The 22110-nt window shown below is 71.0% G+C and carries 19 protein-coding genes; 11 read left to right on the top strand and 8 right to left on the bottom strand.

All coding sequences use genetic code 11. From position 1 onward, the window contains the following. Positions 1 to 471: 471 nt before the first annotated feature. Positions 472 to 2127, top strand: a complete 1656-nt coding sequence (gene hemG / locus ACIA8K_RS21815; RefSeq protein WP_396061975.1) for a protoporphyrinogen oxidase — start codon at positions 472 to 474, stop codon at positions 2125 to 2127. 232 nt (positions 2128 to 2359) lie between these two features. Then, positions 2360 to 3061 (top strand): hydrogen peroxide-dependent heme synthase, encoded by a 702-nt coding sequence (hemQ, locus tag ACIA8K_RS21820; RefSeq protein ID WP_396061977.1) that lies wholly within the window; start codon positions 2360 to 2362, stop codon positions 3059 to 3061. 71 nt (positions 3062 to 3132) lie between these two features. On the opposite strand, the gene ACIA8K_RS21825 is transcribed toward hemQ, so the two are convergent. Further along, positions 3133 to 4185: a polysaccharide lyase family 1 protein gene (locus ACIA8K_RS21825; RefSeq protein WP_396061979.1), complete on the bottom strand. Its 1053-nt coding sequence runs from the start codon at positions 4183 to 4185 to the stop codon at positions 3133 to 3135. A gap of 416 nt (positions 4186 to 4601) precedes the next feature. Between ACIA8K_RS21825 and ACIA8K_RS21830 the strand changes: the two genes are divergently transcribed. Beyond that, the gene (locus ACIA8K_RS21830) at positions 4602 to 5186 is read left to right on the top strand and encodes a hypothetical protein (RefSeq protein WP_396061981.1); all 585 of its coding nucleotides are present in this window, start codon (positions 4602 to 4604) and stop codon (positions 5184 to 5186) included. A gap of 47 nt (positions 5187 to 5233) precedes the next feature. On the opposite strand, the gene ACIA8K_RS21835 is transcribed toward ACIA8K_RS21830, so the two are convergent. Genes ACIA8K_RS21835 through ACIA8K_RS21845 form a run of 3 tightly spaced genes read right to left on the bottom strand, consistent with a single transcriptional unit; the run spans position 5234 to position 8127 of the window. After that, the gene (locus ACIA8K_RS21835; protein WP_396061983.1) at positions 5234 to 6082 is read right to left on the bottom strand and encodes a transglutaminase domain-containing protein; all 849 of its coding nucleotides are present in this window, start codon (positions 6080 to 6082) and stop codon (positions 5234 to 5236) included. A gap of 15 nt (positions 6083 to 6097) precedes the next feature. Beyond that, positions 6098 to 7102: a FecCD family ABC transporter permease gene (locus ACIA8K_RS21840; protein ID WP_396061985.1), complete on the bottom strand. Its 1005-nt coding sequence runs from the start codon at positions 7100 to 7102 to the stop codon at positions 6098 to 6100. Beyond that, positions 7099 to 8127, bottom strand: a complete 1029-nt coding sequence (locus ACIA8K_RS21845; RefSeq protein ID WP_396062237.1) for a FecCD family ABC transporter permease — start codon at positions 8125 to 8127, stop codon at positions 7099 to 7101. The genes ACIA8K_RS21840 and ACIA8K_RS21845 overlap by 4 nt, the downstream gene beginning before the upstream one ends. Positions 8128 to 8176: 49 nt before the next feature. Here ACIA8K_RS21845 and ACIA8K_RS21850 point away from each other — a divergent pair, with 49 nt between their 5' ends. The 4 genes from ACIA8K_RS21850 (at position 8177) to ACIA8K_RS21865 (ending at position 12925) form a co-directional block, all read left to right on the top strand. Then, positions 8177 to 9220, top strand: a complete 1044-nt coding sequence (locus tag ACIA8K_RS21850; protein WP_396061987.1) for an ABC transporter substrate-binding protein — start codon at positions 8177 to 8179, stop codon at positions 9218 to 9220. Between the two features lie 57 nt (positions 9221 to 9277). Further along, positions 9278 to 9556 carry an isoamylase early set domain-containing protein gene (locus ACIA8K_RS21855; RefSeq protein ID WP_396061989.1) on the top strand — a complete coding sequence of 93 codons (279 nt, stop codon included), beginning with the start codon at positions 9278 to 9280 and terminating at the stop codon, positions 9554 to 9556. A 74-nt stretch (positions 9557 to 9630) separates the two neighbouring features. Then, positions 9631 to 10635 (top strand): glucose-6-phosphate dehydrogenase (coenzyme-F420), encoded by a 1005-nt coding sequence (gene fgd, locus ACIA8K_RS21860; protein WP_396061991.1) that lies wholly within the window; start codon positions 9631 to 9633, stop codon positions 10633 to 10635. A gap of 187 nt (positions 10636 to 10822) precedes the next feature. After that, positions 10823 to 12925, top strand: a complete 2103-nt coding sequence (locus ACIA8K_RS21865; protein WP_396061993.1) for a diguanylate cyclase domain-containing protein — start codon at positions 10823 to 10825, stop codon at positions 12923 to 12925. 117 nt (positions 12926 to 13042) lie between these two features. Here the strand turns inward: ACIA8K_RS21865 and msrB are convergent, their stop codons facing one another. Next, positions 13043 to 13453: a peptide-methionine (R)-S-oxide reductase MsrB gene (msrB, locus tag ACIA8K_RS21870; RefSeq protein ID WP_396061995.1), complete on the bottom strand. Its 411-nt coding sequence runs from the start codon at positions 13451 to 13453 to the stop codon at positions 13043 to 13045. A 202-nt stretch (positions 13454 to 13655) separates the two neighbouring features. Between msrB and ACIA8K_RS21875 the strand changes: the two genes are divergently transcribed. Both ACIA8K_RS21875 and ligD read left to right on the top strand, forming a co-directional pair. Then, positions 13656 to 14288 carry a chaplin family protein gene (locus tag ACIA8K_RS21875; RefSeq protein ID WP_396061997.1) on the top strand — a complete coding sequence of 211 codons (633 nt, stop codon included), beginning with the start codon at positions 13656 to 13658 and terminating at the stop codon, positions 14286 to 14288. Between the two features lie 71 nt (positions 14289 to 14359). Next, positions 14360 to 15361 (top strand): non-homologous end-joining DNA ligase, encoded by a 1002-nt coding sequence (gene ligD, locus ACIA8K_RS21880; protein ID WP_396061999.1) that lies wholly within the window; start codon positions 14360 to 14362, stop codon positions 15359 to 15361. Between the two features lie 37 nt (positions 15362 to 15398). Here the strand turns inward: ligD and ACIA8K_RS21885 are convergent, their stop codons facing one another. After that, positions 15399 to 16964 carry an alpha/beta hydrolase gene (locus tag ACIA8K_RS21885; RefSeq protein WP_396062001.1) on the bottom strand — a complete coding sequence of 522 codons (1566 nt, stop codon included), beginning with the start codon at positions 16962 to 16964 and terminating at the stop codon, positions 15399 to 15401. A gap of 93 nt (positions 16965 to 17057) precedes the next feature. On the opposite strand from ACIA8K_RS21885, the gene ACIA8K_RS21890 reads away from it, so the two are divergent. Together ACIA8K_RS21890 and ACIA8K_RS21895 are read left to right on the top strand one after the other, a co-directional pair. Next, the gene (locus tag ACIA8K_RS21890; RefSeq protein ID WP_396062003.1) at positions 17058 to 17981 is read left to right on the top strand and encodes an AEC family transporter; all 924 of its coding nucleotides are present in this window, start codon (positions 17058 to 17060) and stop codon (positions 17979 to 17981) included. 67 nt (positions 17982 to 18048) lie between these two features. Beyond that, positions 18049 to 18879, top strand: coding sequence for a hypothetical protein (locus ACIA8K_RS21895; RefSeq protein ID WP_396062005.1), 831 nt, complete (start codon positions 18049 to 18051; stop codon positions 18877 to 18879). A gap of 1422 nt (positions 18880 to 20301) precedes the next feature. Here the strand turns inward: ACIA8K_RS21895 and ACIA8K_RS21900 are convergent. Together ACIA8K_RS21900 and ACIA8K_RS21905 are read right to left on the bottom strand one after the other, a co-directional pair. Beyond that, positions 20302 to 21369, bottom strand: coding sequence for an ATP-dependent DNA ligase (locus ACIA8K_RS21900; RefSeq protein WP_396062007.1), 1068 nt, complete (start codon positions 21367 to 21369; stop codon positions 20302 to 20304). 240 nt (positions 21370 to 21609) lie between these two features. Then, complete coding sequence (locus tag ACIA8K_RS21905) at positions 21610 to 22089, bottom strand: DUF3592 domain-containing protein (protein WP_396062009.1); 480 nt, start codon at positions 22087 to 22089, stop codon at positions 21610 to 21612. Positions 22090 to 22110: the final 21 nt, after the last annotated feature.

Here is a 22110-nt window from a genome sequence, read left to right on the forward strand (position 1 = left end):
AGCCGGTCCCGCCGTGGCAGGAACGACATGTGTCACGCCGTTCGGCGGCGTGCGGAGCGGCGCGATCGGTCACGGTGTTTCGCGGTTGTCCACAGGGATGGCGACACACCGGCCGCGCCCGGCAGGGTATGAGTCGTGGTCGATGAACGAAGCGGGTGGAGGCGGCGGCGAGCGGTCCGGATCTTGGTCGGGCCGGTGGCCAGCACGGTCCTTTGGAGGCGGCGGCGAGCGGTCCGGATCGTGGCCGGGCCGGTGGTCGGCACGGTCCTTTCGGTAGGCATGGGACGGCTGGCCTGGGTCCCGGTCCTGAGCGCGCTGGTCGTGCTGGTGAGCCGGCTGGGAGCTGTCCGGCCGGACTGGTCCGTGGGCGTTCGGGGCGGGGTCGTCCGGACGGTCGCGGGCCGAAAGCCACGGGGGAGATGGGTCACCCGGCCCGGCGGGTGGGCCGGACGAGGTGAAAAGCTGTGGAGCATGGGCGACGAGCGGGTTGCGGTGGTCGGGGGCGGCATCGCGGGGCTCGCGGCGGCGCTGCGCCTGCGGGAGCGGCTTGGGCCGGGCGCGACGATCACCGTCTTCGAGCAGGGCGCCGCGCTCGGCGGCAAGCTGCGGACCGGCGAGCTGGCCGGCGCGCCGCAGGAGTTGGGTGCGGAGACGTTCCTGGCCGGAGATCCGGCCGGCGGGGAGTCCGCGGCGATGTCACTGGCCCGGCGGGTCGGGCTCGGCGGCCGCCTGGTGCACCCCGGCACGACACAGGCCGCGCTCGTCATCGGCGGGTCGCTGACGGACATTCCGGCCGGGACGCTGATGGGCGTGCCCGACGACCCGGCCCGGGTGGCCTCGGTGGCACGCGTGACAGCGGGCCGCGACGCCGACTCCGGCCGCCCGCTGCTGGGCGACGACGAGGACGTGGCGATCGGCGCGCTGACCCGCCTCCGCTTCGGCGACGAGGTGGTGGACCGCCTGGTCGACCCGCTCCTTGGCGGCGTCTATGCAGGCCGCGCCGACGAACTGTCCCTGGAGATGACCGTCCCGGCCCTCGCCCGGACCGCCCGCACCGAGCCGACGCTGGCCCGCGCGGTCACGGCGGCGAAGGCCGCCTCCGCCCGCGCCCGCGCCGCACAGGCGTCGGCCGGGTCGGCACAGTCCTCCGGCCCTATCGGCGGCGGCCAGGCAGAGTCCGGGCCGGGGCCGCACGGTCAGAACGGCGCCGGAGCCGGAACCGGGGGCGGAGCTGGAGCCGGAGCTGGAGCCGGAACCGGGGGCGGAGCCGGAACTGGAGCCGGGGGCGGAGCTGGAGCCGGGGGCGGTGGCCGGGAGCAGGGTGGGCCGGGTGCGCGGGCGGCGGGAGCGCCGCCGGTCTTCGCGACGATCGATGGTGGGCTGAGTCGGCTTGTGGAAGCGGTGGCGGCCGCGGCGGGGGCCGAGGTGCGGCTGGGTCTGCCGGTGCGGGCGCTGGAGCGCGCCGGTGATCACGGCTGGATCCTGACCGTCGGGGCGGCGAACGCGGCAGATGCGGGAGAGCGGCTCCGGTTCGACGCGGTGGTGCTGGCGTTGCCTGCGAAACCGGCGGCGCGGCTGCTCAAAGAGGTGGAACCGGGGGTGGCCCAGGTGATCGGCGGGCTGGACTACGCCAGTCTCGCGCTTGTCAACCTGGCGCTGCCCGCTGCCGAGCTGCCAGGCCTTTCCGGGCTGCTGGTCCCGCCGGTCGAAGGGCTGTTGATCAAGGCGGCCACGTTCTTCGGCGTGAAGTGGCCGCACCTGCGGCGGGCGGACGGCGTGGTGCACGTGCGGGCGTCAATCGGGCGGTACCGCGAGGAGCACCTGCTCCACCGTGACGACGTGGAACTGGCGGGCGCCGCGCACGCGGAACTTTCGGCACTGCTGGGGACGCCTCTGCCCCGGCCGGTCGACACGATCGTGCAGCGGTGGGGTGGGGCGTTGCCCCAGTACACGCCGGGGCACCGGCAGCGGATCGCGTCGGCCCGGGAACTGTTGCGGGCCTCGCACCCGACTCTTGTGCTGGCGGGGGCGGGCTTCGACGGGGTCGGCATTCCGCTCTGCGTCCGGTCCGGGGAGACCGCGGGCGACGAGGTGGCGGACGAGGTGCGGCGAAGGCGCCAGGTGTAGCGAGCAAGCCCGGCGCGGGCAACGAGATTCGGTGCGGCAACGGGCCGGTGCTGATAGCGGGTCCAGCACGGGCAGCAGCCTGAGGCCGGGCAGCGACCCGAGGCAGGGCAGCGACCCGAGGCAGGGCAGCGGGACCGGCGCGGGGTGGTGGGGCAGTGCGGCGGTGGGGCAGTGCGGCGGTGGGGTTGGTGCGGACGGATGTGCAGGAAAGCATGATGAGCAGGGAGAACGCATGAGCGAGCAGACGAACGCGGGGCGGATCAAGGAGTTGAACGCCTCGATCCGGTACACGATGTGGTCGGTCTTCAAGGCCGACTCGCCGCTCCCGGCGCTGCGCGACGATCTGATCGCGGAGACGGACGAGCTGTTCGCGCAGCTGGAGGCGAAGGGTGTGGTGGTTCGGGGCACGTACGACGTGTCCGGGCTGCGTGCGGACGCCGACCTGATGATCTGGTGGCATGCGGAGTCGAGCGACGCGCTGCAGGAGGCGTATTCGCTGTTCCGGCGCACCGCGTTCGGGCGGCACTTCAGCGGGGTGTGGTCGCAGATGGCGCTGCACCGGCCGGCGGAGTTCAACCGCAGCCACATTCCGGCGTTCCTGGCGGGGGAGGAGCCGCGTCCCTACCTGTGCGTCTATCCGTTCGTGCGGTCCTACGAGTGGTACCTGCTGCCGGACGAGGAGCGGCGGGCGCTGCTCAAGGAGCACGGGCAGATGGCGCGCGACTACCCGGACGTGCGGGCCAACACGGTCGCGTCGTTCGCGCTTGGTGACTACGAGTGGATGCTGGCGTTCGAGGCGGACGAGCTGTACCGGATCGTCGACCTGATGCGTGACCTGAGGGCGTCCGGTGCACGCCGGCATGTGCGCGAGGAGGTCCCGTTCTATACCGGCCGCCGCCGCTCGATCGCGGAGATCGCCGCCTCGCTGCCGTGAGCCGCCGATAGGATCGGCACGGAGACGGGGTGGGCGTCCGGGCGACGCCCACCCCGTACCGTGGAAGGGTTCTAGATCTTGCCGGTGCCCGACTGCGCGGTGACGATGGACTTCACCGAGCTCGGGGTGTCGCAGGTGTAGGAGTAGGGGATCGAGGCGACGCTGCCGCCGGTCTGGCCGGAGCCGGAGTTGACCAGCTGGTTGTTGCGCGCCACCAGGGTGCCGGGGCCCGAGTCGCCCTCACCCAGGTGGTACGGGTCCTCGACGTTCTCGAAGTAGTTGCACTCGACGAGCACGCCCGCACCCTCGGTGGAGGCCACGCCGTAGGAGCCGACGTTGCTGTAGTAGTTGTTGAACACGTGCACCGGGTTGCCGAAGCGGACCCGCGGGTTGCGCTGGTTGGTGCCGTCGAACCAGTTGTGGTGGTACGTCACCTTCAGCTTGCCGTTGTCCTCGCTCGCGTTGTCGTCACTGTGCCCGAGCAGCATGTTCTTGTCGTGGTCGTGACTGTGCACGTAGGACACGGTGATGAAGTTGCTGGTCCGCTTGATGTCCAGCAGCCCGTCGTAGCCGTTGGCCATGTCCAGGTGGTCGAGCCAGACGTTCGTCGAGTACTGGACGTTGATCGAGTCGTCGGAGGCGTTCCGGAAGTTCAGGTTCTGGATGATCACGTTCTTGGCGTTGGCGATGTTCAGGCCGCCGCCGGTGATCGTCGCGCTGGAGCCGACTCCACGGATCGTCTTGTTCGAGGCGACCTTCTGCATGCCGCTGAGCGAGATCGTGCCGGACACGTTGATCACCGCGGCGCTGCTCGACTGCATGGCGCTGATCAGGGCGGACGACGAGGTGACGGTGACCGGGGAGGCGCTGCCGCCACCTGTGGTGCCACCGTTCTGCGTCGCCCAGCCGACCAGGGCCGGAGCCGCGAGGGTGCCCGTGCCGGCGTCGGCCTGCGGCGCTTCAGCCGCGTTGGCGATCGCGCCCATGCCGGTCGCGAGCACGGCGGCAGTGAAGCCGGCGCCGATCACGAGCGGAAGGGCGCGACGCCGCGCGGTGCGGTGCCGGACCGGAGTGTTGTCCTGCATGTGCCGTTCCTCCTTCGGTGGGATGTCCGCGGTGGACATCCCTCGACGGGAGGCGGTGACCCTGGGCGGCCGTGGGCGTGGCCGTTCCGGCCGTGGGCGCGGCCGTTCCGGGCGTTCGAGTGGTGCGGTCTCAGGGCCACCGCCCGGCGTGGGCGAGGGCCTCTGCCTGCCCGCCGCCACGCCATAGGGCGATATTTCCGATCTCGGAGTCTTGGGCCGTTGGCCGGTTGTGTTAACGACTCCGAAACCTTCTGGCCCCACCGTAGGCAAGCGCAGTGAAGAGGGTCAATGCGTATCGTGTGCAGATTTATTGCGACAAATACGGGCAAGGGGAAGTGGCCGGTGCGCGATTGATTCGTGATGCGCCCGGTTCGCTCCGGTTTCAGGCTAGCGCCCCACTCCCGGCTTTGCAGCTGATGCGCGTCGATATGTGCATGCGTGGCAGGATGCGGGCCATGCTCGACGGAATCGACGACATCGCCTGGCGGCGGCTCAGTCACGCCTACGGCTCGGCCTCCGACGTGCCGGGACAACTGCGCGCGCTGCTCTCGGACGACGCCAGCGACCGGAAGATGGCACTCTGGCAGCTCGGCGGCACGATCGTGCACCAGGGCAGCCGGTACCAGGCCAGCTCCTACGCGGTCCCGTTCCTGCTGGAGATCCTGGCCGGGCCGTCGCCGCTGACGCGATCGGAACGGCTCCGGCTGGTGGAGCTGCTCGGCGAACTGGCTATCGGCGACCCCTCGTTCTACGCGTCCGAGGAGTTTCCGCTCGCGGAGATCCGCGCGGAGGCGGCCGAGGGCCGGGCGTTGATTGACGCGTTCGAGGCCGGGGACTGGGACGGCGACGAGTTCGAGCACTACCTGTTCGGCCTGGCCGAGCCGGACCAGGAGCGGCTGGGCTCGGTGCTGCTGCTGCGCGTCTACGAGGCGGTCCTGACCGGCCGGCCCTTGCTGGAACGGCTGCGCGACGCCGATCCCGATCCGGATCTGCGCGTGGCCGCGGGCGAGGTGCTGACCTGGTTGTCGGCACCGGGCTGAGCCGCTGACCCGGTTGTCGGCACCGGGCTGAGTCGCTGACCCGCAGCTCAGCCGCAGTCCAACACCCGCACCGTCTGTGTGGACACCAGCTGCCCGCCCGGCGCGCCCACGTACGTCCCCGACGTCGGGGGAATGTCCGCATAGTCGCGCCCGGTCGCCACTGTCACATAGGAGAAACCGGCCCGGCGGTCGTTGCACGGGTCGAAGGCCAGCGCCACCGCCCCGTCCCCGGACGGCACCACCGCCTCCACCCACGCGTGGCTCGCGCCCTCGCCGATCAGGTGTCCCGAGACGTACCGGGCCGCGATCCCGGCTGCCCGGCAGACCGCAAGCATGATGTGCGCGTAGTCCTGGCACACGCCCGCACCAAGCGTGAGCGCCTGCACCGCGGTGGTGGTCACCCCGGTCGCACCCGGCCGGTAGACAAGCGTCTGCCGTACCGCGTGGTTGATCGCCTCGACGGCCGAGACCGGGTCGGCTGACGCGCAGGTGGCCGCCAGCTCGCGTACCCGGTCGTCCGGCGCCGTCAGCCGGGTCGGGAGGAGTAGCCGCGGGTCGCGAAGCGCTGACTCCGGCAATCGCGGCGGGCCTTCCGCCCGTACCCTCGAAAGCTCTGCGACCAGCCGGAACGACAGGGTGGACGCGACCGCCGGGACCAGCACCCGCAGCACCGAATTGCCGGCCCGGTCGCGGTCGCTGCGCCGTGGCACCCGCACGGCCGGACCGCCGTCACCCAGGTGCACGGAGAGACGGTGGCGACGGCGGCTCTGGTCGCCGTGCCGGGCCCGGGGGACGCAGACCAGCCGCTGGCGCACGGCCGTGACCGGGCTGTCGTAGCTGTAGCGGAACGTCTGCTCCACCCGGTACGTCACCCGTTCCGCGTCCTCGATGCCCATAGTTCGCAGGATAGATCACGCACGGCGGCTCCGGCGTTGCACGATCAGCAGCGCGACCAGGTAGACGCCGCCGAACACGCTTGTCACGATGCCGACCGGCAGCTGCACCGGCAGCGCGTGCTGTGCCGCGAAGTCGGACACCACTGTGAGCAGCGCGCCGATCACGGCCGCGGGCAGCACGTTCGGGCCGGGGTGGCGGGTGAGGCGGCGGGCGAGGTGCGGCGCGGCCAGCGCGACGAACGGGATCGGCCCGGCCATCGAGATGCCGGCCGCGATCAGCCCGATCGAGGCGAGCATCGGTACCAGCCGGGTGGCGAACACGCTGACGCCGAGCGCGGTGGCGGTGTCGTCGCCAAGCTCAAGCATGGACATCTGCCTGTTGAAGGCCATGATCAGCGGCAGGAGCACGGCAAGCACGATCGCGACCACCGTCACGTGGTCCCAGTCGCGGCCGGAGAGGTTGCCGACCTGCCAGGCGACCGCGCGCTGCGCGTCGCCGAGCGTGGCGCGGGTGAGCAGGTACCCGTTGACCGCCGCCAGCACGACGGAGATGCCGACGCCGACAAGCACCAGGCGGTACCCGTTGAGCCCGTGCCGCCCGACCAGCAGCAGGATGGTCAGCGCGGTGGCGAGCCCGCCCAGAAACGCGCCGATCGAGGTGCCGAGGGTGCCGCTCGCGGTGAGCAGGATGGCCGCGATGCCGCCGGTGGCCGCGCCCATCGAGAAGCCGATCATGTCGGGGCTGCCGAGCGGGTTGCGGCTGAGGCTCTGCATGACCGCGCCGGCCACGCCGAGCCCGGCCCCGGCCAGCACCGCGACAAGCAGCCGGGGCAGCCGCAGCGTGTTGACGACGAACTCGGCCGCGGGCGTGGCGTCGCCGACGATCGCGGTGATCACGTCGCCGATCGGCACCTGGAAGTCGCCTGTGGTCATCGTGAAACCGGCCATCACCAGCAGCGCGACTGCGAGCAGTGCCGAAACCAGAAAGGCCCGCGGGGGTACGACCCGGAACGGTTTCACAGGTGCACCACCCGTCGGGCGCGGACGATGGCGATGAACACGATTCCCCCGATGACGTCCATGACGATGCCGACCTGCAGTTCGCCGGGCCGGGACAGTACGCGGCCGAGGATGTCCGCGCCGAGCAGCACGACCGGCGCCAGCAGCATGCTGAACGGCAGCACCCAGCGCTGATCCGGGCCGGTGAAGGTGCGGACGATGTGCGGCACCATCAGGCCGATGAACGCCAGCGGCCCGCACGCCGCCGTGGCCGCGCCGCAGAGCAGCGTGACCGCGACCAGCGCGAGGATCCGGGTGGTGGCGACGCCGGCGCCGAGCGCACGGGCGGTGTCGTCGCCGAGCGCCAGCGCGTTGAGGCTGCGCGCGAGCAGCAGGCTGAGCAGGATGCCGGCGGCGAAGAACGGCGCGAGCTTCCACATGGTCCCGGTCTCGCGGTTGGCGAGCGAGCCGACGATCCAGAAGCGCATCTGGTCAAGCGCGCCGCGGTCGGCGAGTTGCAGCGCCTGATTCACGCCGGCCAGCGCGAACTGGACCGCGATGCCGGCGAGCGCGAGCCGGGCCGGGTTGGTGCCGCCGCGTCCGCTGCTTGCTCCGTAGGCGACAAGCGTGGCGAGGACCGCGCCGGCGAACGCGAACCAGACGTACCCGGCGGGCGAGGTGATTCCGAAGATGGTGATCGCCAGGACCACGCCGGCCGCGGCGCCGTGGTTGATGCCGAAGATGCCGGGGTCGGCGAGCGGGTTGCGGGTCAGCGACTGCATCAGCGCGCCGGCCAGGCCGAGCGCGGCACCGGCGACCAGGCCGAGGATGGTACGTGGGATGCGCAGTTCGCGGACGGTGAGCACGTCGTCCGGCCGGCCGGTGCCGTTGAGCGCGCCGAGCACGTCGCCGAGCGGGATGGTGCGGCTGCCGACCGCGATGCTCAGACCCACAGTGACCAGGAGAAGTCCTAAGACGAGTAGGAGGCCGACAAGGCGTCTTTTCACCAATGTCTCCCTGATCAAGGTGCGGGGCAGGGCGATCATAGTCACCCTGGGTTTCTCGTTTACTGAGGGAAGGCTAGCCTTACCGACCATGCGATACGACCTTGGTGCCCGTGCTTCGCGCCGGACTCTGCTCACCGGCGCGCTGGGCCTTGGTGCCACCGCCGTGCTCGCCGCCTGTGGCGGCTCCGATGACGACGCTCCGTCCGCGTCCGGCAGTGCCGCCGCCGCGGGCCCGTTCACCTACACCGACGGCCGCGGTAAGCAGATCTCGCTGCCCGCCGTACCGACGAAGATCGTCGCCCAGGTCGGTGCGGCCGCCGCACTGTGGGACTTCGGCATCCGTCCGATCGGCATCTTCGGCCCGTCCACCAAGGCGGACGGCACGCAGGACCCGCAGTCCGGAAGCGTGGACCTCGCCTCGGTGACCTCCGTGGGCAACGTCTACGGCGAGTTCAACGTGGAGAAGTACCTCACGCTCGCGCCGCAGCTGCTGATCGCCGGCATGTACGACCCCAAGCTGCTCTGGTACGTCCCGGAGGAGACCGAGCCGCAGATCGAGCAGATCGCCCCCACGCTCGGCGTGCAGCTGAGCGAGGTCCCGCTGGACCGGGCGATCGGCCTCTACGAGGACCTGGCCGGCAAGCTGGGCGCGAACACCGCGACACCGGAACTGGCCGCCGCGAAGGCCGCGTTCCAGACCGCGTCCGCGGCGGTGAAGACCGCCGGTGCCGCAGCGACCGCCGCCGGCCTGCGCGTCGCCGCGTTCTCCGGGAGCAAGGACGTGCTCTACATGTCCATCCCGAAGTACAGCCCGGACCTGTCGTACTACCTGGCCCAGGGCGTGCCGATGACCGTGCCGGCCAAGCCGGACAGCGCGGGCGCCTGGTGGGAGTCGCTGAGCTGGGAGAACGCGGCGAAGTACCCGGTCGACGTGATCCTCTACGACGCGCGCACGCAGGCGCTGCCGAGCGCCGAGCTGATCAAGACGCAGCCCGCGTTCGCCGCGCTCCCCGCGGTCAAGGCCGGTCAGATCGTCGACTGGTTCTCCGAGGCGCAGTACAGCTACCAGGGCTACACGCCGCAGATGACGGAGCTGGCCGCCAAGCTGGCCACGTTCAAGAAGGTCGCCTAACCCGTACCCCACCTGGCTCGTTGATCTTTGAAAAGCGAGCCAGGCGGGGGCGGGCACATGATCAAACGGAGCAGGCTTTTCGGCGGCAAGACGCGGGTGACGTTCTGCCTGCCGGCGGGCGGCCCGGGCGGCACCATCAGCGTGGTCGGCTGTTTCAACGGCTGGGAGCCGGGACGGCATGAGCTCGTGCCGCGACGCGACGGCACCCGCACCGTCAGCCTTCCCCTCCCGCCGGGGCGGTATCACTTCCGCTACCTCGCCACCGGCGGGATCTGGCTCGACGACGAGGGCGCGGACGCGGTCATCGACGGTCTCGGCGGCCGGCTGGATCTGTGACGTTCGCGCCAAGGCCGGTGAAACGGAGGAGCGTGCGGGAAGATCGAGGCTGACGGCTCGACAAGGAGATCGTGATGCTTCGGTTCGGATACAAGGCCTCCGCCGAGCAGTTCAGCCCGACGGAACTGCTCGACTTCACAGTCCAGGCGGAGGAGTCCGGTTTCGACTCCGTCTTCATCAGCGACCACCTGCAGCCGTGGCGGCACACGCACGGTCACGCGCCGGCCGCGCTGCCCTGGCTGGGCGCCGCGCTTGCGCGCACCCAGCGGGTCGCGATCGGGACGAGCGTGCTGACCCCGACGTTCCGCTACCACCCGGCGATGATCGCGCAGGCGTTCGCCACGCTCGGCCTGATCGCACCGGGCCGGGTGATCCTGGGCGTGGGCAGCGGCGAGTCGCTCAACGAGGTGCCGCTCGGCACTGCCTGGCCGGAGCCGAAGGAGCGTTTCGCCCGGCTCAAGGAGGCGGTCACGCTGATCAAGGCGCTGTGGACCGAGGACCGGCTCGACTTCGAGGGCACGTTCTGGCGCACCGAGAAGGCAACGATCTACGACAAGCCGGAGACGCCGGTCCCGCTCTACATCGGCGCGTCCGGCCCAGCCGCGACCAGGATGGCCGGGCGGGTCGCCGACGGGTTCATCACCACAAGCGGAAAGGGCCACGACCTCTACACGGGTACGCTGCTGCCCGCGCTGACCGAGGGCGCGGGCAAGGCCGGCCGTACCCTCGACGACCTGGATCTGATGATCGAGGTCAAGGTGTCCTTCGACCACGACGCGGAGCGCGCGCTCAACGACACGCACCACTGGGCCGCGCTCGCGCTCTCGCCGGAGGAGAAGACCGGCGTCGAGGACCCGATCGAGATGGAGCGGCTTGCCGACGCGCTGCCGGTCGAGCGGTCCGCGAAGCGGTTCATCGTCTCCACGGATCCGGACGAGCACGTCGCGAAGATCCAGGAGTACATCGACATGGGCTTCACGCACCTGGTCTTCCACGGCCCCGGCCCGGACCAGCCGCGCTTCATCGAGGTGTACGGCAAGGAGATCCTCCCCCGGCTCCGGGAGAAGAACGCGAGATAGGTACTCCTTCCGTGGCGGAGGGTGACCGCGGCCGCCGCTTCTGCCCTAGGGTTGGCCCCTGCACTGTGGCGCGCGCTTCGTGACGGCGCAGGGGTCACGGCCGGGCGAGCGGCCGTGTCGCCGACGCGGAGGCGCCCGAACGGCGAGGGAGGCCTTGCAGGTGTCGAGAACTCGCATTCTCGGAGTGTTGTCACCGTTTCTGGGTGGCTGGTACCACGGCGGTGTGCTGCGCGGCGCGGCCCGCGTCGCCACCCACGCCGGCGGTGGCCTGATCGTGGTGCAGACGCTTGACGCCGGAACGGATCAGGCCGAAGCCGCCGCGCCGGCCACGCTCGGCGGCCCGGTCTCCCGGGAGCTCGCGGACGGCTTCGTGGTCGTCATCAACGCGGTCCCGGAGGAGTACGTCGACGAGCTGCTCCGTACCGGCCGGCCGGTCGTGTCGATCAGCCGGAGCTACGCCGGTGCAGGGCTGATACGACCTGACAACCGCACCGGCGTACGCGCCGCGATCGCGCACCTGATCCGGCACGGGCACACCCGGATCGCGTTCGCCGGCTACTTCGGCGGCGCGGACGTGCGCGAACGGCACGCGGCCTACGTGGACGCGATGCATGCGCACGGCCTGGCGACCGGCCCGGCGCTCCGCTACGACCTGCCGGACAATCAGGAGCACGGCGGCGTGGAGGCGGCCCGGCAGATGCTTGCCGCCGGCCTGCCGTCCACCGCGGTGCTGCTCGGCACTGATGCGAACGCGCTCGGCCTGATGCGGGCGATGCGCGCGGCCGGTATGCGGCTGCCCCGCGACCAGGCCGTGATCGGCTTCGACGACCGGCAGGCGGCGTCCTACTCCCAGCCGCGGCTGACAAGCGTGCAACAGCCGATGGAGTCGATCGGCGCGGCCGCGGCCGAGGCGCTGCTGCGCCGGCTGGACGGTGAGCCGGTCGCGGAGCGGGTGGACGTGCCGACCCGCCTGGTGATCCGCGAGTCGTGCGGCTGCACGCCCGGCAGCCGGGTGCTCGACGACCCGCCGCTGCCGGACGACGTGGTCGAGGCCGTGGCCATGACCGCCCCGCCGGACCGGCTGCGCCGCCTGGCCCCGCTGCTTGCCGCGCCGGGCCGGCCGCCGGAGCTGCTGGAGGCCGCCCACCGGGTGAACGCGCTCCGCGCCGGCGACCCGTCCGCGCTGCTCCTGGAGCTGATGGAGGCGCAGGGCCGGGCCCAGTTCGAGGAGCAGACGCACCTGGAACGGGTGCTCGGCACGCAGTACGGCGTAAGCCTCGACCTGCTGCGCAGCCACCAGAAGGACCCCCGCGCGCTGGGCTGGCTGGCCCCCACCGGAGTTCGGGCCGGCTGCCTCGGCGTCTGGCGGGAGCGCGGGAAGACAGTGGAGATCGCCGGCGTGTTCGCGCCCGGCGACCCGGACGCGTCCGCGCGGATCGGCAGCGTGGTACCGGTCGGCGAGTTCCCGCCCGCCGCACTGCGCCGGGCCGCGGCCGCGCACCCGGACGGCACCGTGTTCGTGGCGCCGGTCCGGGCCGGCGACGAGGACTGGGGCCTGCTCGCGGTGGTGGACGCAATCGACGACCGGGTCGCCACCGGGCGGGAGCCGCTCAACCAGTGGTCCGCGCTGCTCACTGTGGCGCTGAAGCGCGAGGAGCTGGTCGCGGAGCTGCGCGCCCGGGAGCGGGAGCTGGCCCGGGCCGCGCACCACGACCACCTGACCGGGCTGCCGAACCGTACGCTGCTGCTGGACCGGTTGCGCGAGGCGATGGACCACGGCGACGTACACGCGCTGATCTTCTTCGACCTGGACGGGTTCAAGAAGGTCAACGACGACCACGGGCACGACGCCGGCGACGAGCTGCTGGTCGCGGTGGGGGAGCGGCTCACCGGCGCGCTGCGCGAGCGGGACGTGGCGGCCCGGTTCGGCGGCGACGAGTTCCTGGTGCTACTGGACGGGCTTGACCATCCGGCGCGGGCGCGGGAGGTGGCGCACCGGATGAAGGACGTGATCTCCGCGCCGTACGCGCTGCGCCGCATCTCCGGCCGGGTCACCATCGGCGCGAGCATCGGCGTCGCGGTGGGCGGCGCCGACTACGACGACGCGGAACGGCTGCTCACCCACGCCGACATGGCGATGTACGCCTCGAAGACCCACCGGAAGGGCTCGGTGACCGTCTATACGCCCGCGATGGGCCGGCGCCACGAGGAGCGCCGCCGGATCGAGCGGGAGTTGGAGCAGGCCTTCGACGGGCGCCGGTCCCGCCCGGCGGGATCGGCGCCGTCCTGAGCGTCAGACGCCCGGCGGGGTTTTCCGGGACCACCCACGGATCTGAGGCCGCGGGAGCTCGCGAAACCGGACCACCGCGGAGGCGGGAGAGGCTTCGGTCCTTCGGCTCTGTGGGCTTCAGGCCTTCGGCTGTAGGCGCACCGAGATCGAGTTGACGCAGTGGCGGGTGTTCTTGGCGGTGTAGCCCTCACCGTGGAACACGTGGCCGAGGTGCGACTGGCAGTTCGCGCAGCGGATCTCGGTGCGGCGCATGCCGAGCGTGCGGTCCTCGATCTCGATGACCGTGCCCGGGAGGGCGTCGTCGAAGGACGGCCAGCCGCAGTGGCTGTCGAACTTGGTGTCGCTGCTGAACAGTTCCGCGCCACACGCGCGGCAGTGGTAGACGCCCTCGGTCTTGGTGTCGACGTACTCACCGGTCCACGGTGCCTCCGTGCCGGCCTGGCGGAGGACGCGGAACTCCTCGGGGTTGAGGCGGACGCGCCACTCCTCCTCGGTGACCGGCAGGACGTCGTTCTTCTCGATGGTCATGCGATCAACGGTACTCCGGCAGCCGGTCGTCGCCTGTCGACCAGTGTCCTGACGCTCGTCTGCCCCGTTAGGCGTGGAGTGCGCGTGTTGGACCGTTTTGCGCCTAACGACAGTTAGGATCAACGCAAAACGGTCTTTAACTGTAAATATCAACTTAAGCCTCCCCTGCCACCCACCCTGAGGAGAACACAGCGTGACGAGCATGAAACGGCGCATCATCGCGGCGGCAACGCTGCCGGCCGCCGGGTTCACGATGTTCGCGGCGGCGCTTGCTTTCGGCGCCCAGCCGGCGAGCGCGGCACCGGACGACACCAACGGCATCCTGAACGGTGCCTCGATCGGCCTGCCGATCAACGCTCCGGTCAACGTGTGCGGCATCGCGGCCGGTGTGCTCGGTGACGCGACCGCCAAGTGCGCCGCCGCAGCGCCGCGCGTGGCCTCCACCCCGGGGTACGGCGACCAGGCACCCACCCGTGGCCAGAGCGGATACGGCACGCCGGGCGGCCCGAGCGACGAGACGCCGCCGGAGAGCCCGGGCGGCCCCGGCAACGAGACCCCGCCGGAGACCCCGTCCGACGTCCCGACCCCGACGCCGACCAGCTCGGTGCCGGGCGCGGGCCAGCAGGAGGTGCCGCCGGGCGGTGGCGTCTCGGCCGGTTCGCCTGAGGCGCCGACGCCGACCGCAGGTGAGCAGGACGTGCCGGAGACGCCGGGTGGCGAGCTGCCTGTCACCGGCCTGCCGCTGGCCGGGATGGTCGGCGCGGGCGCGCTTGTCACCGCGGGTGGCGCCGCGCTGCTCTACGCGGGCCGGCACCGGCGCCGCTTCGAGGTCTGAGCATCTGATCGGTAGCCGCCCGGGGTCCACATCGGCCCCCGGGCGGCATTGTCGTCACGTAGGGTCCGAGCATGGCGTCAAAAGCTGAGGAGATCGAGGTTGCCGGCCGGGCCGTGCGGCTGACCAGCCCGGACAAGATCTATTTTCCCAGCCGCGGGTTCACCAAGCGGGACGTCTTCGAGTACTACCTGGCTGTCGGCGACGGCATGATGCGCGCGCTCGGCGACCGGCCGACGACGCTGCAACGCTTCCCGGACGGTCTGGACGGGGAGACGTTCTTCCAGAAGCGGGTGCCGACCCGGGGCGTGCCGCCGTGGATCGAGTCCGCCACGATCACGTTCCCGAGTGGGCGGGCCGCGGCCGAGCTGTGCCCCGCTGACCTGGCGCATGTGGCCTGGGCAGCGCAGATGGGCACGATCGTGTTCCACCCGTGGCCGGTGCGGCGTACGCACGTGGACCAGCCGGACGAGCTGCGCATCGACCTCGACCCGCAGCCCGGCACCGACTTCGCGGACGCGGTGACGGTGGCCGGCACGGTTCGTGAGGTGCTGTCCGAGCTGGGCGCCACCGGCTATCCGAAGACCTCCGGCGGGCGCGGCGTGCACGTCTATGTGCGGATCGAGCCGCTCTGGTCGTTCGTGGAGGTGCGTCGCGCCGCGATCGCGCTGGCCCGTGCGGTGGAGGCGCGCCGGCCGGACCTGGCCACCACGAACTGGTGGAAGGAGGAGCGCGGCGAGCGGGTCTTCCTCGACTACAACCAGATGGCCCGGGACCGGACGATCGCCTGCGCGTACAGCCTGCGGGCGAACGCCCGCGCCACCGTGTCCACGCCGGTGACCTGGGACGAGCTGGCCGACGTCGAGCCGGACGACTTCGACCTGCGCACGGTTCCGCCGCGCTTCGCGAAGATCGGTGACCCGCACGCGGCCATCGACGACGCGGCGTTCGACATCACGCCGCTGCTTGAGCCGGACGACCGCGGTGACCTTCCGTATCCGCCGGAATATCCCAAGATGCCCGGAGAGCCGATGCGGGTGCAGCCGTCCCGCGCGAAGGGATCAGGTAAAGACTAGGTAAGACCGCGTCCTCGGTTTCAGGCGATCGTCTTCGTCAGCCGGCCGGGCAGCGCAGGTCCCGGGCCGGCGCGGTGAGATCGATGAGATAGCCGTCCACCGCGCGGGTGATGCACGACGTATTCGGGTACGCGGTGTGGCCCTCGCCCTCCCAGGTCAGCACCTGGCCGGTGCCGAGCATGTTCGCAAGCACCGCGGTCTGCTCGTAGGGCGTTGCCGGGTCGCCGACCGTGCCCACCACCACGATCGTCGGCGCGCCCTGGGCCGGCCCGGTCGGGTACGGATCCCGCGCCCCCGGCCAGAACGCGCAGCCGAGCATGCCGAGCGCGAGCGGCGCACCGAACAGCGGGTACTTCTTCTCCCAGTCCAGCTGCAGCGCCCTGACCTGCTCTGCCGTCACCGTCTCGTCGCTGTCCGCGCAGTTCACGGCCAGCAGCGCGTCCGCCTGGTTGTCGTAGGTGCCCCGGTCGGTGCGGCTCGTGTACGTGTCCGCGAGCGCGAACATGTCGTCCGGGTCGCCGTCGCGAAGCGCGCCGAGCGCCTTGCCCAGCTCCGGCCAGTACAGCTCCGTGTAGAGCGCGGCCACCGCGGCGTAGAAGATCCAGCCGGCCGTGGCCTTCCGCCCGCCCGAGCCGGTCAGCGGTGTGGCCCGCGCCTTGTCCAGCAGTCCGGTGAGCGTGGCCCGCGCGTCCGGCCCGATCGGGCACTGCGCCGGCGTGCTCCGGCACCAGGCGGCGAAGTTGTCGAACGCGCGCTCGAACCCCTTCGCCTGCGACTCCGAGCCGGCGACCATGCCCTGCTGCGGGTCGACCGCGCCGTCCAGCACCATCGCGCGGATGTTCTGCGGGAACAGCTGCGCGTACGTGGCACCGAGCAGCGTCCCGTACGAGTAGCCCAGGTAGGTCAACTTCTCGTCGCCGACCGCGGACCGGATCGCGTCGATGTCCCGCGCGGCCTGCTCGGTGGAGAAGAGCTGCAGTTCGGCGCCGTACTTCGCGCCGCACTCCGTGCCGATCCGCTTGTTGAGCGTGACCAGCTCCTCGAAGTCGGCAGGTGTCTCCGGGTCCGGCTCCGCGCCGTAGCTGGCGTCCAGGTCGGTGTCCGAGATGCACTTGACCGGCGACGACCGGGACACGCCGCGCGGGTCGAAGCCGATCAGGTCGAAGCGCTCCAGCACCTCGGACGGCAGCCCCTGCGCCTGCGGCCCGAACGACAGGTACGCCGCGGTGTCGATTCCGGAGCCGCCCGGCCCGCCCGGGTTGATCAGCAGCGAGCCGATCCGGTTCTTCTGCTGGGTGGACCGCACCCGCATCAGCGCCAACTCGAACGTGGCGCCGTTGCCCGCCGCGTTCCAGTCCTTCGGCACGGTGATCTCGGCGCACTCGTAGCGCATCCGCGGCGCCTTCTGCCCGAACAGGTCCTGCGGGATGTCCGCGCAGTTGCGCCAGGCCAGGTTCGCCGGGCCGGGGCCGCCGGGGCCGACGCCGTCCGGGCGGGTCGCGCCGGAACCGCCGCCCGGTGCGAAGACCGGCAGCGAGCAGCCGGACACCGTGAGCACCGTGGCGACCAACGCCGCCAGCACGCGGTGAGGTGTACGCAGCACTGCGAGTCCCTTCGAGCGTCGACACAGGCCCACTGAGACTATCCGGTCACATCCGGTGCGCCGGAACCGCAGTTACCCGGCATGATCAGGTGAATGCGCGGAGTACTCAGCGGTTTCGCGGCTATCTGGGCCATCGCCCTGCTCGGCTACCTGCTCGCGCGCGGCCGGGTGCTCGGCGAACACGCGCCCACTGTGCTCGGCCGCCTGGTCTTCTTCGTCGCCACGCCCGCGCTGCTGTTCGTCACGCTCAGCCGTACCAGCCTGGACCGGATCGTCACCGGCGCGCTGCTTGTCTTCGTGGCCGCCACGGTGCTTGTCGCGGTGATCTACGTGCTTGTCGCGCGCCTGGTCTGGAAGCGTGCCGCCCGGCGGACCACGATCGGCGCGCTCGGCGCGTCCTATGTGAACGCGGCGAACCTGGGACTGCCGATCGCTGCCTACGTGCTCGGGGACGTGTCGCTCGTCGTACCCGTGCTGCTCTTCCAGGTCCTGCTCGCCGCGCCGTTCGCGCTTACCGTGCTCGACCTGGCCAGCGGGCAGGGCCGGCCGTCGGTCAGGGACCTGCTGCTCCTGCCGGCCCGCAATCCGATCATGGTGGCGTCCGTGGCCGGCATCGTGGTGGCCGTGTCCGGGTGGACGCCTCCCGCGCTGCTGCTGCAACCGTTCGAGCTGGTCGGGGCCGCCGCGGTGCCGGCCGCGCTGCTTGCGTTCGGCATGTCGCTGCCGGGCGCGCGCCCGCTGCAGTCCGGCCCGGAGTCCCCGGACCGCTACCTCGCGGTGGCGCTCAAGGTCGTGGTGCAGCCGGCACTGGCGTACCTCATCGGGCGTTTCCTTGTCGGCCTCCCGCAGGATCAACTGTTCGCGGCAGTGGTGACCTCCGCGCTCCCCGCCGCGCAGAACGTGTTCGTCTTCGCGCTGCGCTACCAGGAGTCCGAGACGCTTGCCCGCGACGTGGTCATGCTCTCCACGCTCGCCTCCGCCCTGTCCATGATCGTCGCCGCCGTCTTCCTGACCTGACAGATCAAGATCATGCCGGGGTACGCCGTGCGCCGGCCTTGACCAGGGCACGTACCGTGAGCCGGCGATGGACAGTGACGACCTCTTTGCCGCCCGCGACGCCGCCCGGCGCCGGGAGCTGGCACACCGGCCCCCGGCCGACGACGACGTGCCCGCGTGGATCAGCTACCCGGTGCGCGCGATCGCATTCGTCCTGGTTCTGCCGTTCCGGCTGCTGTGGGAACTGGCCCGCCGCATCGCGGCCGCGCTGAGCTGGGCCGGCGTCTACCTGGTCTGGCTGCCGCTGCGCTGGATCGCCGTGAACCTGATTACGCGCCCCGCGCGCTGGGTCTGGCAGCGTGTCCTGCGGCCGCCGCTGCGCTGGATCCTGGTCTACCTGGTGATCACGCCGATCGCCTGGGTGACTGTCACGCTCATCTACGAGCCGCTGCGCTGGGTGTGGCAGCACGCGGTCAGGCCCGTGCTCCGGGCGGTCCGGCCGCTGATCACCGGCTTCTTCACCCTGCTCGGCCACGTCCTCTCGGCAATCCACCGCTGGGTTCTCCGGCCGATCGCGGTCGCGGTGGGCTGGATGTTCCACGTGATCGAGCGAGCGCTGGCCGCTGTGTGGCACGTGATCGCGAGCGCGTTCGCCTGGGCCTGGCGGTACACCGCGGTGCCGGTCGGGCGGCTGATCGCCTGGCTGTGGCGGTACCTTGTCTGGACCCCGCTGCGCTGGCTCGGCCTGGCCGTCGCCTGGACCTGGCGGCACACGGTGGTCCCGGTGGCGCGGGCGGTGGCCTACCTCTGGGCACACACTGTCACACCGGTGCACCACTGGCTCCGCGACTCGATCTGGCGCCCGGCTGCCTCCGCAACCCGCGAGATTCTGACCAGCCTCGGTTTGCGCCGCTACTGATCAGCGGGTGCTGCGTGGGTCCTGGTCCGACGCCACGTACTGACCTCTTGGCGTCAAGGTTGAAACTCGGGCGCCTTATGCCGAAATTTCGCCATAAGGCCGCCTACTGAGATGTCCATCCTGACCACAGTTTATTTTGATCTTGAAATGGCTCGGGTCTGGCTGCGAGCTTCTGGCCAGCGCCGATGCCTCCTGGTCCGGCAGGCGGATAGCAGGCGGAGCTGGGCGCTTCGCGAAAGACCAGGTCGGATTCCTTGATCAACAGGCCACGTGGCATTGGTCTCGCTGGTCGGTCGCAAGAACCGGCACCGAAGTCGGAAGTCTCGCGGGTGGTCCGGCAGGTAGGGCTCTCACGAGAGCGCGGGTGGGGTGCGGTTACCGCGTGAGTGCCGGCCGGCCGGGGCCCGCGGCTCGCAGGGCTGCTGGCGCCGGCCCCGAAGCCCGGGGTGTCGCAGGGATGTCGCTGGTCTCGGCTTGTGATTCTTCGAGGGCGCTTCGCGCCCACGGCTTTCTGCTTTTCTCATCCCATTAACGGAGTTCGTTGCTCCGCCTGCAGCGCTGGTCTCGCCCACGATGCCCGGCGCGCCGACGGCCCCCGCAGTGCCCGGCGCCACCCGGCGCGGCGACGCATGCTGGTCTGACGACCTTGTCTACCGCCTGCGGCAGACTGCGATGCATCCGCTTTCGCACGTGCCTCGGCACATGGATCGTTTCAGGAAGGTCCCGACTGCGGTGTGTTGCGTGCGTAGCACGGAGGGCTCTGGTGAGCTTCCACGCGCGCAGCGCTCGGACCCGCGGATCGCGCGTGGGGTCGGCTGGATTCCGGGAATCGGCGTCCATTTCTCGGGATGCAAGATCCTTGCGTTCCTGGTGGCCCTTATTTGACTGGAATTAGGGCCACCAGGGTCGCAAGGATCTTGACTTCGCCTCCGGCGGATCAGTGAGTGACTAATTTGTCCGACATGTCGGGAGTGGTGGTGCTCCATCCCCGAGAACCGGACGGAGACGGATCCCGAGAGCCACGTGGGCTTGCCCATCGCGGGATCCTCAGCGTGTCGATGCCGATCCTGGCGGCCAATCACGCTGCGGCGGCCCTGCGGACCGCCGTTGAGGCGGCAGCCGCGCCTCACACGGCCTCCGCAACAGCCCTGACCTACCGGAGCCGTCCCGCTTCGGTGCCGGTCTTTACGACAGCTCCGGCTGCGCTGCCGCTCCGGGCGCTGCCGCTCCGGGCGCTGCCGCTCCGGGCGCTGCCGCTCCGGCCGATCGCCGCTGACGCGGCGGCCGCGCGACACCCGTGCTCCGTAAAGGCCCTGACCTACCGGAACCATCCGCGAGATTTCCGGCGTCGGTCGCGTGCCGCGCGCATCCTGGTCAGCGTGCCGCGCGGGTCCTGTCGGGCGCGTGCCGCGCGGGTCACGGTCAGTGCGTGCCGAGCACGTCCGCAAGGTTGAACCGAACGGGCCGCTCCAGCTGCTCATACGTGCAGCTCTCCGGCGTGCGGTCCGGGCGCCACCGCTCGAATTGCGCGGTATGCCGGAAGCGCACCCCCTCCATGTAGTCGTAGCGGACCTCGACCACCCGCTCCGGGCGCAGCGGCGTGAAGGACAGGTCCTTGCCTGCGTTCCATCGACTCTGCTCGTTCCGCCGGGGCGTGCGTTCGCCCTGCTCGTGGGCGGCCCAGTTCCACGGGTGGCCGTCGAAGTCGGTCACGAGCGGCTGCAGCTCCTGGAACAGCTCCTGGCGGCGGGCCATCGGGAACGAGCCGATCACGCCGACCGAGACCAGCGCGCCGTTCTCGTCGTGCAGGCCGAGCAGCAGCGAGCCGATCCGGTCCGCGCCGGACTTGTGCACGCGGTAGCCGGCCACCACGCAATCCGCAGTGCGCTTGTGCTTGATCTTGGTCATCACCCGCTTGTCCGGCTGGTAGGTGAGCTCCGGCCCCTTGGCGATCAGCCCGTCCAGCCCGGCGCCCTCGAACTCGGCGAACCAGCGCCGCGCGGTCTCCAGATCATCTGTGAGCGGCGTGACGTGGACCGGCGGCGCCGAGTGCGACAACGCCTCCTGCAACCGCCGGCGGCGCTCCGCGAACGGCAGCGCGGTCAGATCCTCATCGCCGAGTGCCAGCAGGTCGAACGCGACGAAGCTGGCCGGCGTCTCGGTGGAGAGCAGCGTGATGCGGGACGCGGCCGGGTGGATGCGCTGCTGCAGCGCCTCGAAGTCGAGCGTGTTCCGCTCGGTGTCCGCGACGATTATCTCGCCGTCGATCACGGCGCGGTCCGGGAAGTTCGCCAGAACCGCCTCGACCACCTCAGGGAAGTAGCGGGTCAGCGGCTTCTCGTTGCGGCTGCCGATCTCGACCTCGTCGCCGTCCCGGAAGACGATCGACCGGAACCCGTCCCACTTCGGCTCGTACAACTGCCCGGCCGGGATCTCGCTTATCGGCTTGGCCAGCATCGGCGAGATCGGCGGCATCAGCGGAAGATCCATGAGCCTATGCATACACCCTGATCACAGTCCGTTAAAGAAACACGTCCGCAAAGATCGCCACAAGCCACATCTTCCCGCTCTGCGGGTGGTCACGCCCGCATGCTCCCGCGGGCAACGGTCGTCGCTGGCGCTCCTCCCTGCAAGCCTCGCGGTGGTCCGGAAAGACCCGTCCGGCCGGACTTGTGCGGACTGGCCGAGCCTCCCGGGCGCCGGCCCGGGGTCTCCCACGCCGCCGCCGGGTCAGCTCCTCCAGCGGACCCGGCGGGTGAAAGAGAGCGGTGCGAGTACGGCGAAGAGCAGGGCGAGGGCGAGAAGGAGCCAGGTGACCAGGCGATCGGGGCCGTTGCGGGCGTCGGTGACGCTTCCGGCCGGGTTCAGCGGGTCGTAGACGACCTTGGCGGTGCCGCCCGTTACCGGGGCCGGGTCCCAGTCGAGCGCGCCCACCTCGGCGGTGATCTCCTGGCCCTTCGCGGTGGTGAACCGCAGCAGCACGCTGCGGTCACTGCCGGCGCGCAGGACGTCCGCCTGCGCCTGGATGCCGCGGTCACGAAGCGTGGACGTGTGCCGGTGTGCCGCAACCGCGCCGGTCAGGCAGAGCAGCGTGGCGAGCAGGCAGAGCGCTCCGGTCACCGGCGCGCTGTTCGCCCAGGCCAGGAAGCCGTCCCGGGTGGTGAACGGATTCCGGTGCAGTCCGCGGGGGCGACGCCGCTTCGCTGACATGCGCCTCCCTCCGAAACGACA

This window comes from Catenuloplanes sp. NPDC051500 (assembly GCF_044454585.1).
GTDB lineage: Bacteria > Actinomycetota > Actinomycetes > Mycobacteriales > Micromonosporaceae > Catenuloplanes.

Coding starts and splice junctions, on each gene's coding strand:
- ACIA8K_RS21825 (WP_396061979.1), bottom strand. CDS start 4,185: ATGTCCACCGCGGACATCCCACCGAAGGAGGAACGGCACATGCAGGAC.
- ACIA8K_RS21900 (WP_396062007.1), bottom strand. CDS start 21,369: ATGGATCTTCCGCTGATGCCGCCGATCTCGCCGATGCTGGCCAAGCCG.
- ACIA8K_RS21895 (WP_396062005.1), top strand. CDS start 18,049: ATGGACAGTGACGACCTCTTTGCCGCCCGCGACGCCGCCCGGCGCCGG.
- ACIA8K_RS21845 (WP_396062237.1), bottom strand. CDS start 8,127: ATGATCGCCCTGCCCCGCACCTTGATCAGGGAGACATTGGTGAAAAGA.
- ACIA8K_RS21855 (WP_396061989.1), top strand. CDS start 9,278: ATGATCAAACGGAGCAGGCTTTTCGGCGGCAAGACGCGGGTGACGTTC.
- hemQ (WP_396061977.1), top strand. CDS start 2,360: ATGAGCGAGCAGACGAACGCGGGGCGGATCAAGGAGTTGAACGCCTCG.
- ACIA8K_RS21890 (WP_396062003.1), top strand. CDS start 17,058: ATGCGCGGAGTACTCAGCGGTTTCGCGGCTATCTGGGCCATCGCCCTG.
- fgd (WP_396061991.1), top strand. CDS start 9,631: ATGCTTCGGTTCGGATACAAGGCCTCCGCCGAGCAGTTCAGCCCGACG.
- ligD (WP_396061999.1), top strand. CDS start 14,360: ATGGCGTCAAAAGCTGAGGAGATCGAGGTTGCCGGCCGGGCCGTGCGG.
- ACIA8K_RS21850 (WP_396061987.1), top strand. CDS start 8,177: ATGCGATACGACCTTGGTGCCCGTGCTTCGCGCCGGACTCTGCTCACC.
- ACIA8K_RS21875 (WP_396061997.1), top strand. CDS start 13,656: ATGAAACGGCGCATCATCGCGGCGGCAACGCTGCCGGCCGCCGGGTTC.
- hemG (WP_396061975.1), top strand. CDS start 472: ATGGGCGACGAGCGGGTTGCGGTGGTCGGGGGCGGCATCGCGGGGCTC.
- msrB (WP_396061995.1), bottom strand. CDS start 13,453: ATGACCATCGAGAAGAACGACGTCCTGCCGGTCACCGAGGAGGAGTGG.
- ACIA8K_RS21905 (WP_396062009.1), bottom strand. CDS start 22,089: ATGTCAGCGAAGCGGCGTCGCCCCCGCGGACTGCACCGGAATCCGTTC.
- ACIA8K_RS21835 (WP_396061983.1), bottom strand. CDS start 6,082: ATGGGCATCGAGGACGCGGAACGGGTGACGTACCGGGTGGAGCAGACG.
- ACIA8K_RS21830 (WP_396061981.1), top strand. CDS start 4,602: ATGCTCGACGGAATCGACGACATCGCCTGGCGGCGGCTCAGTCACGCC.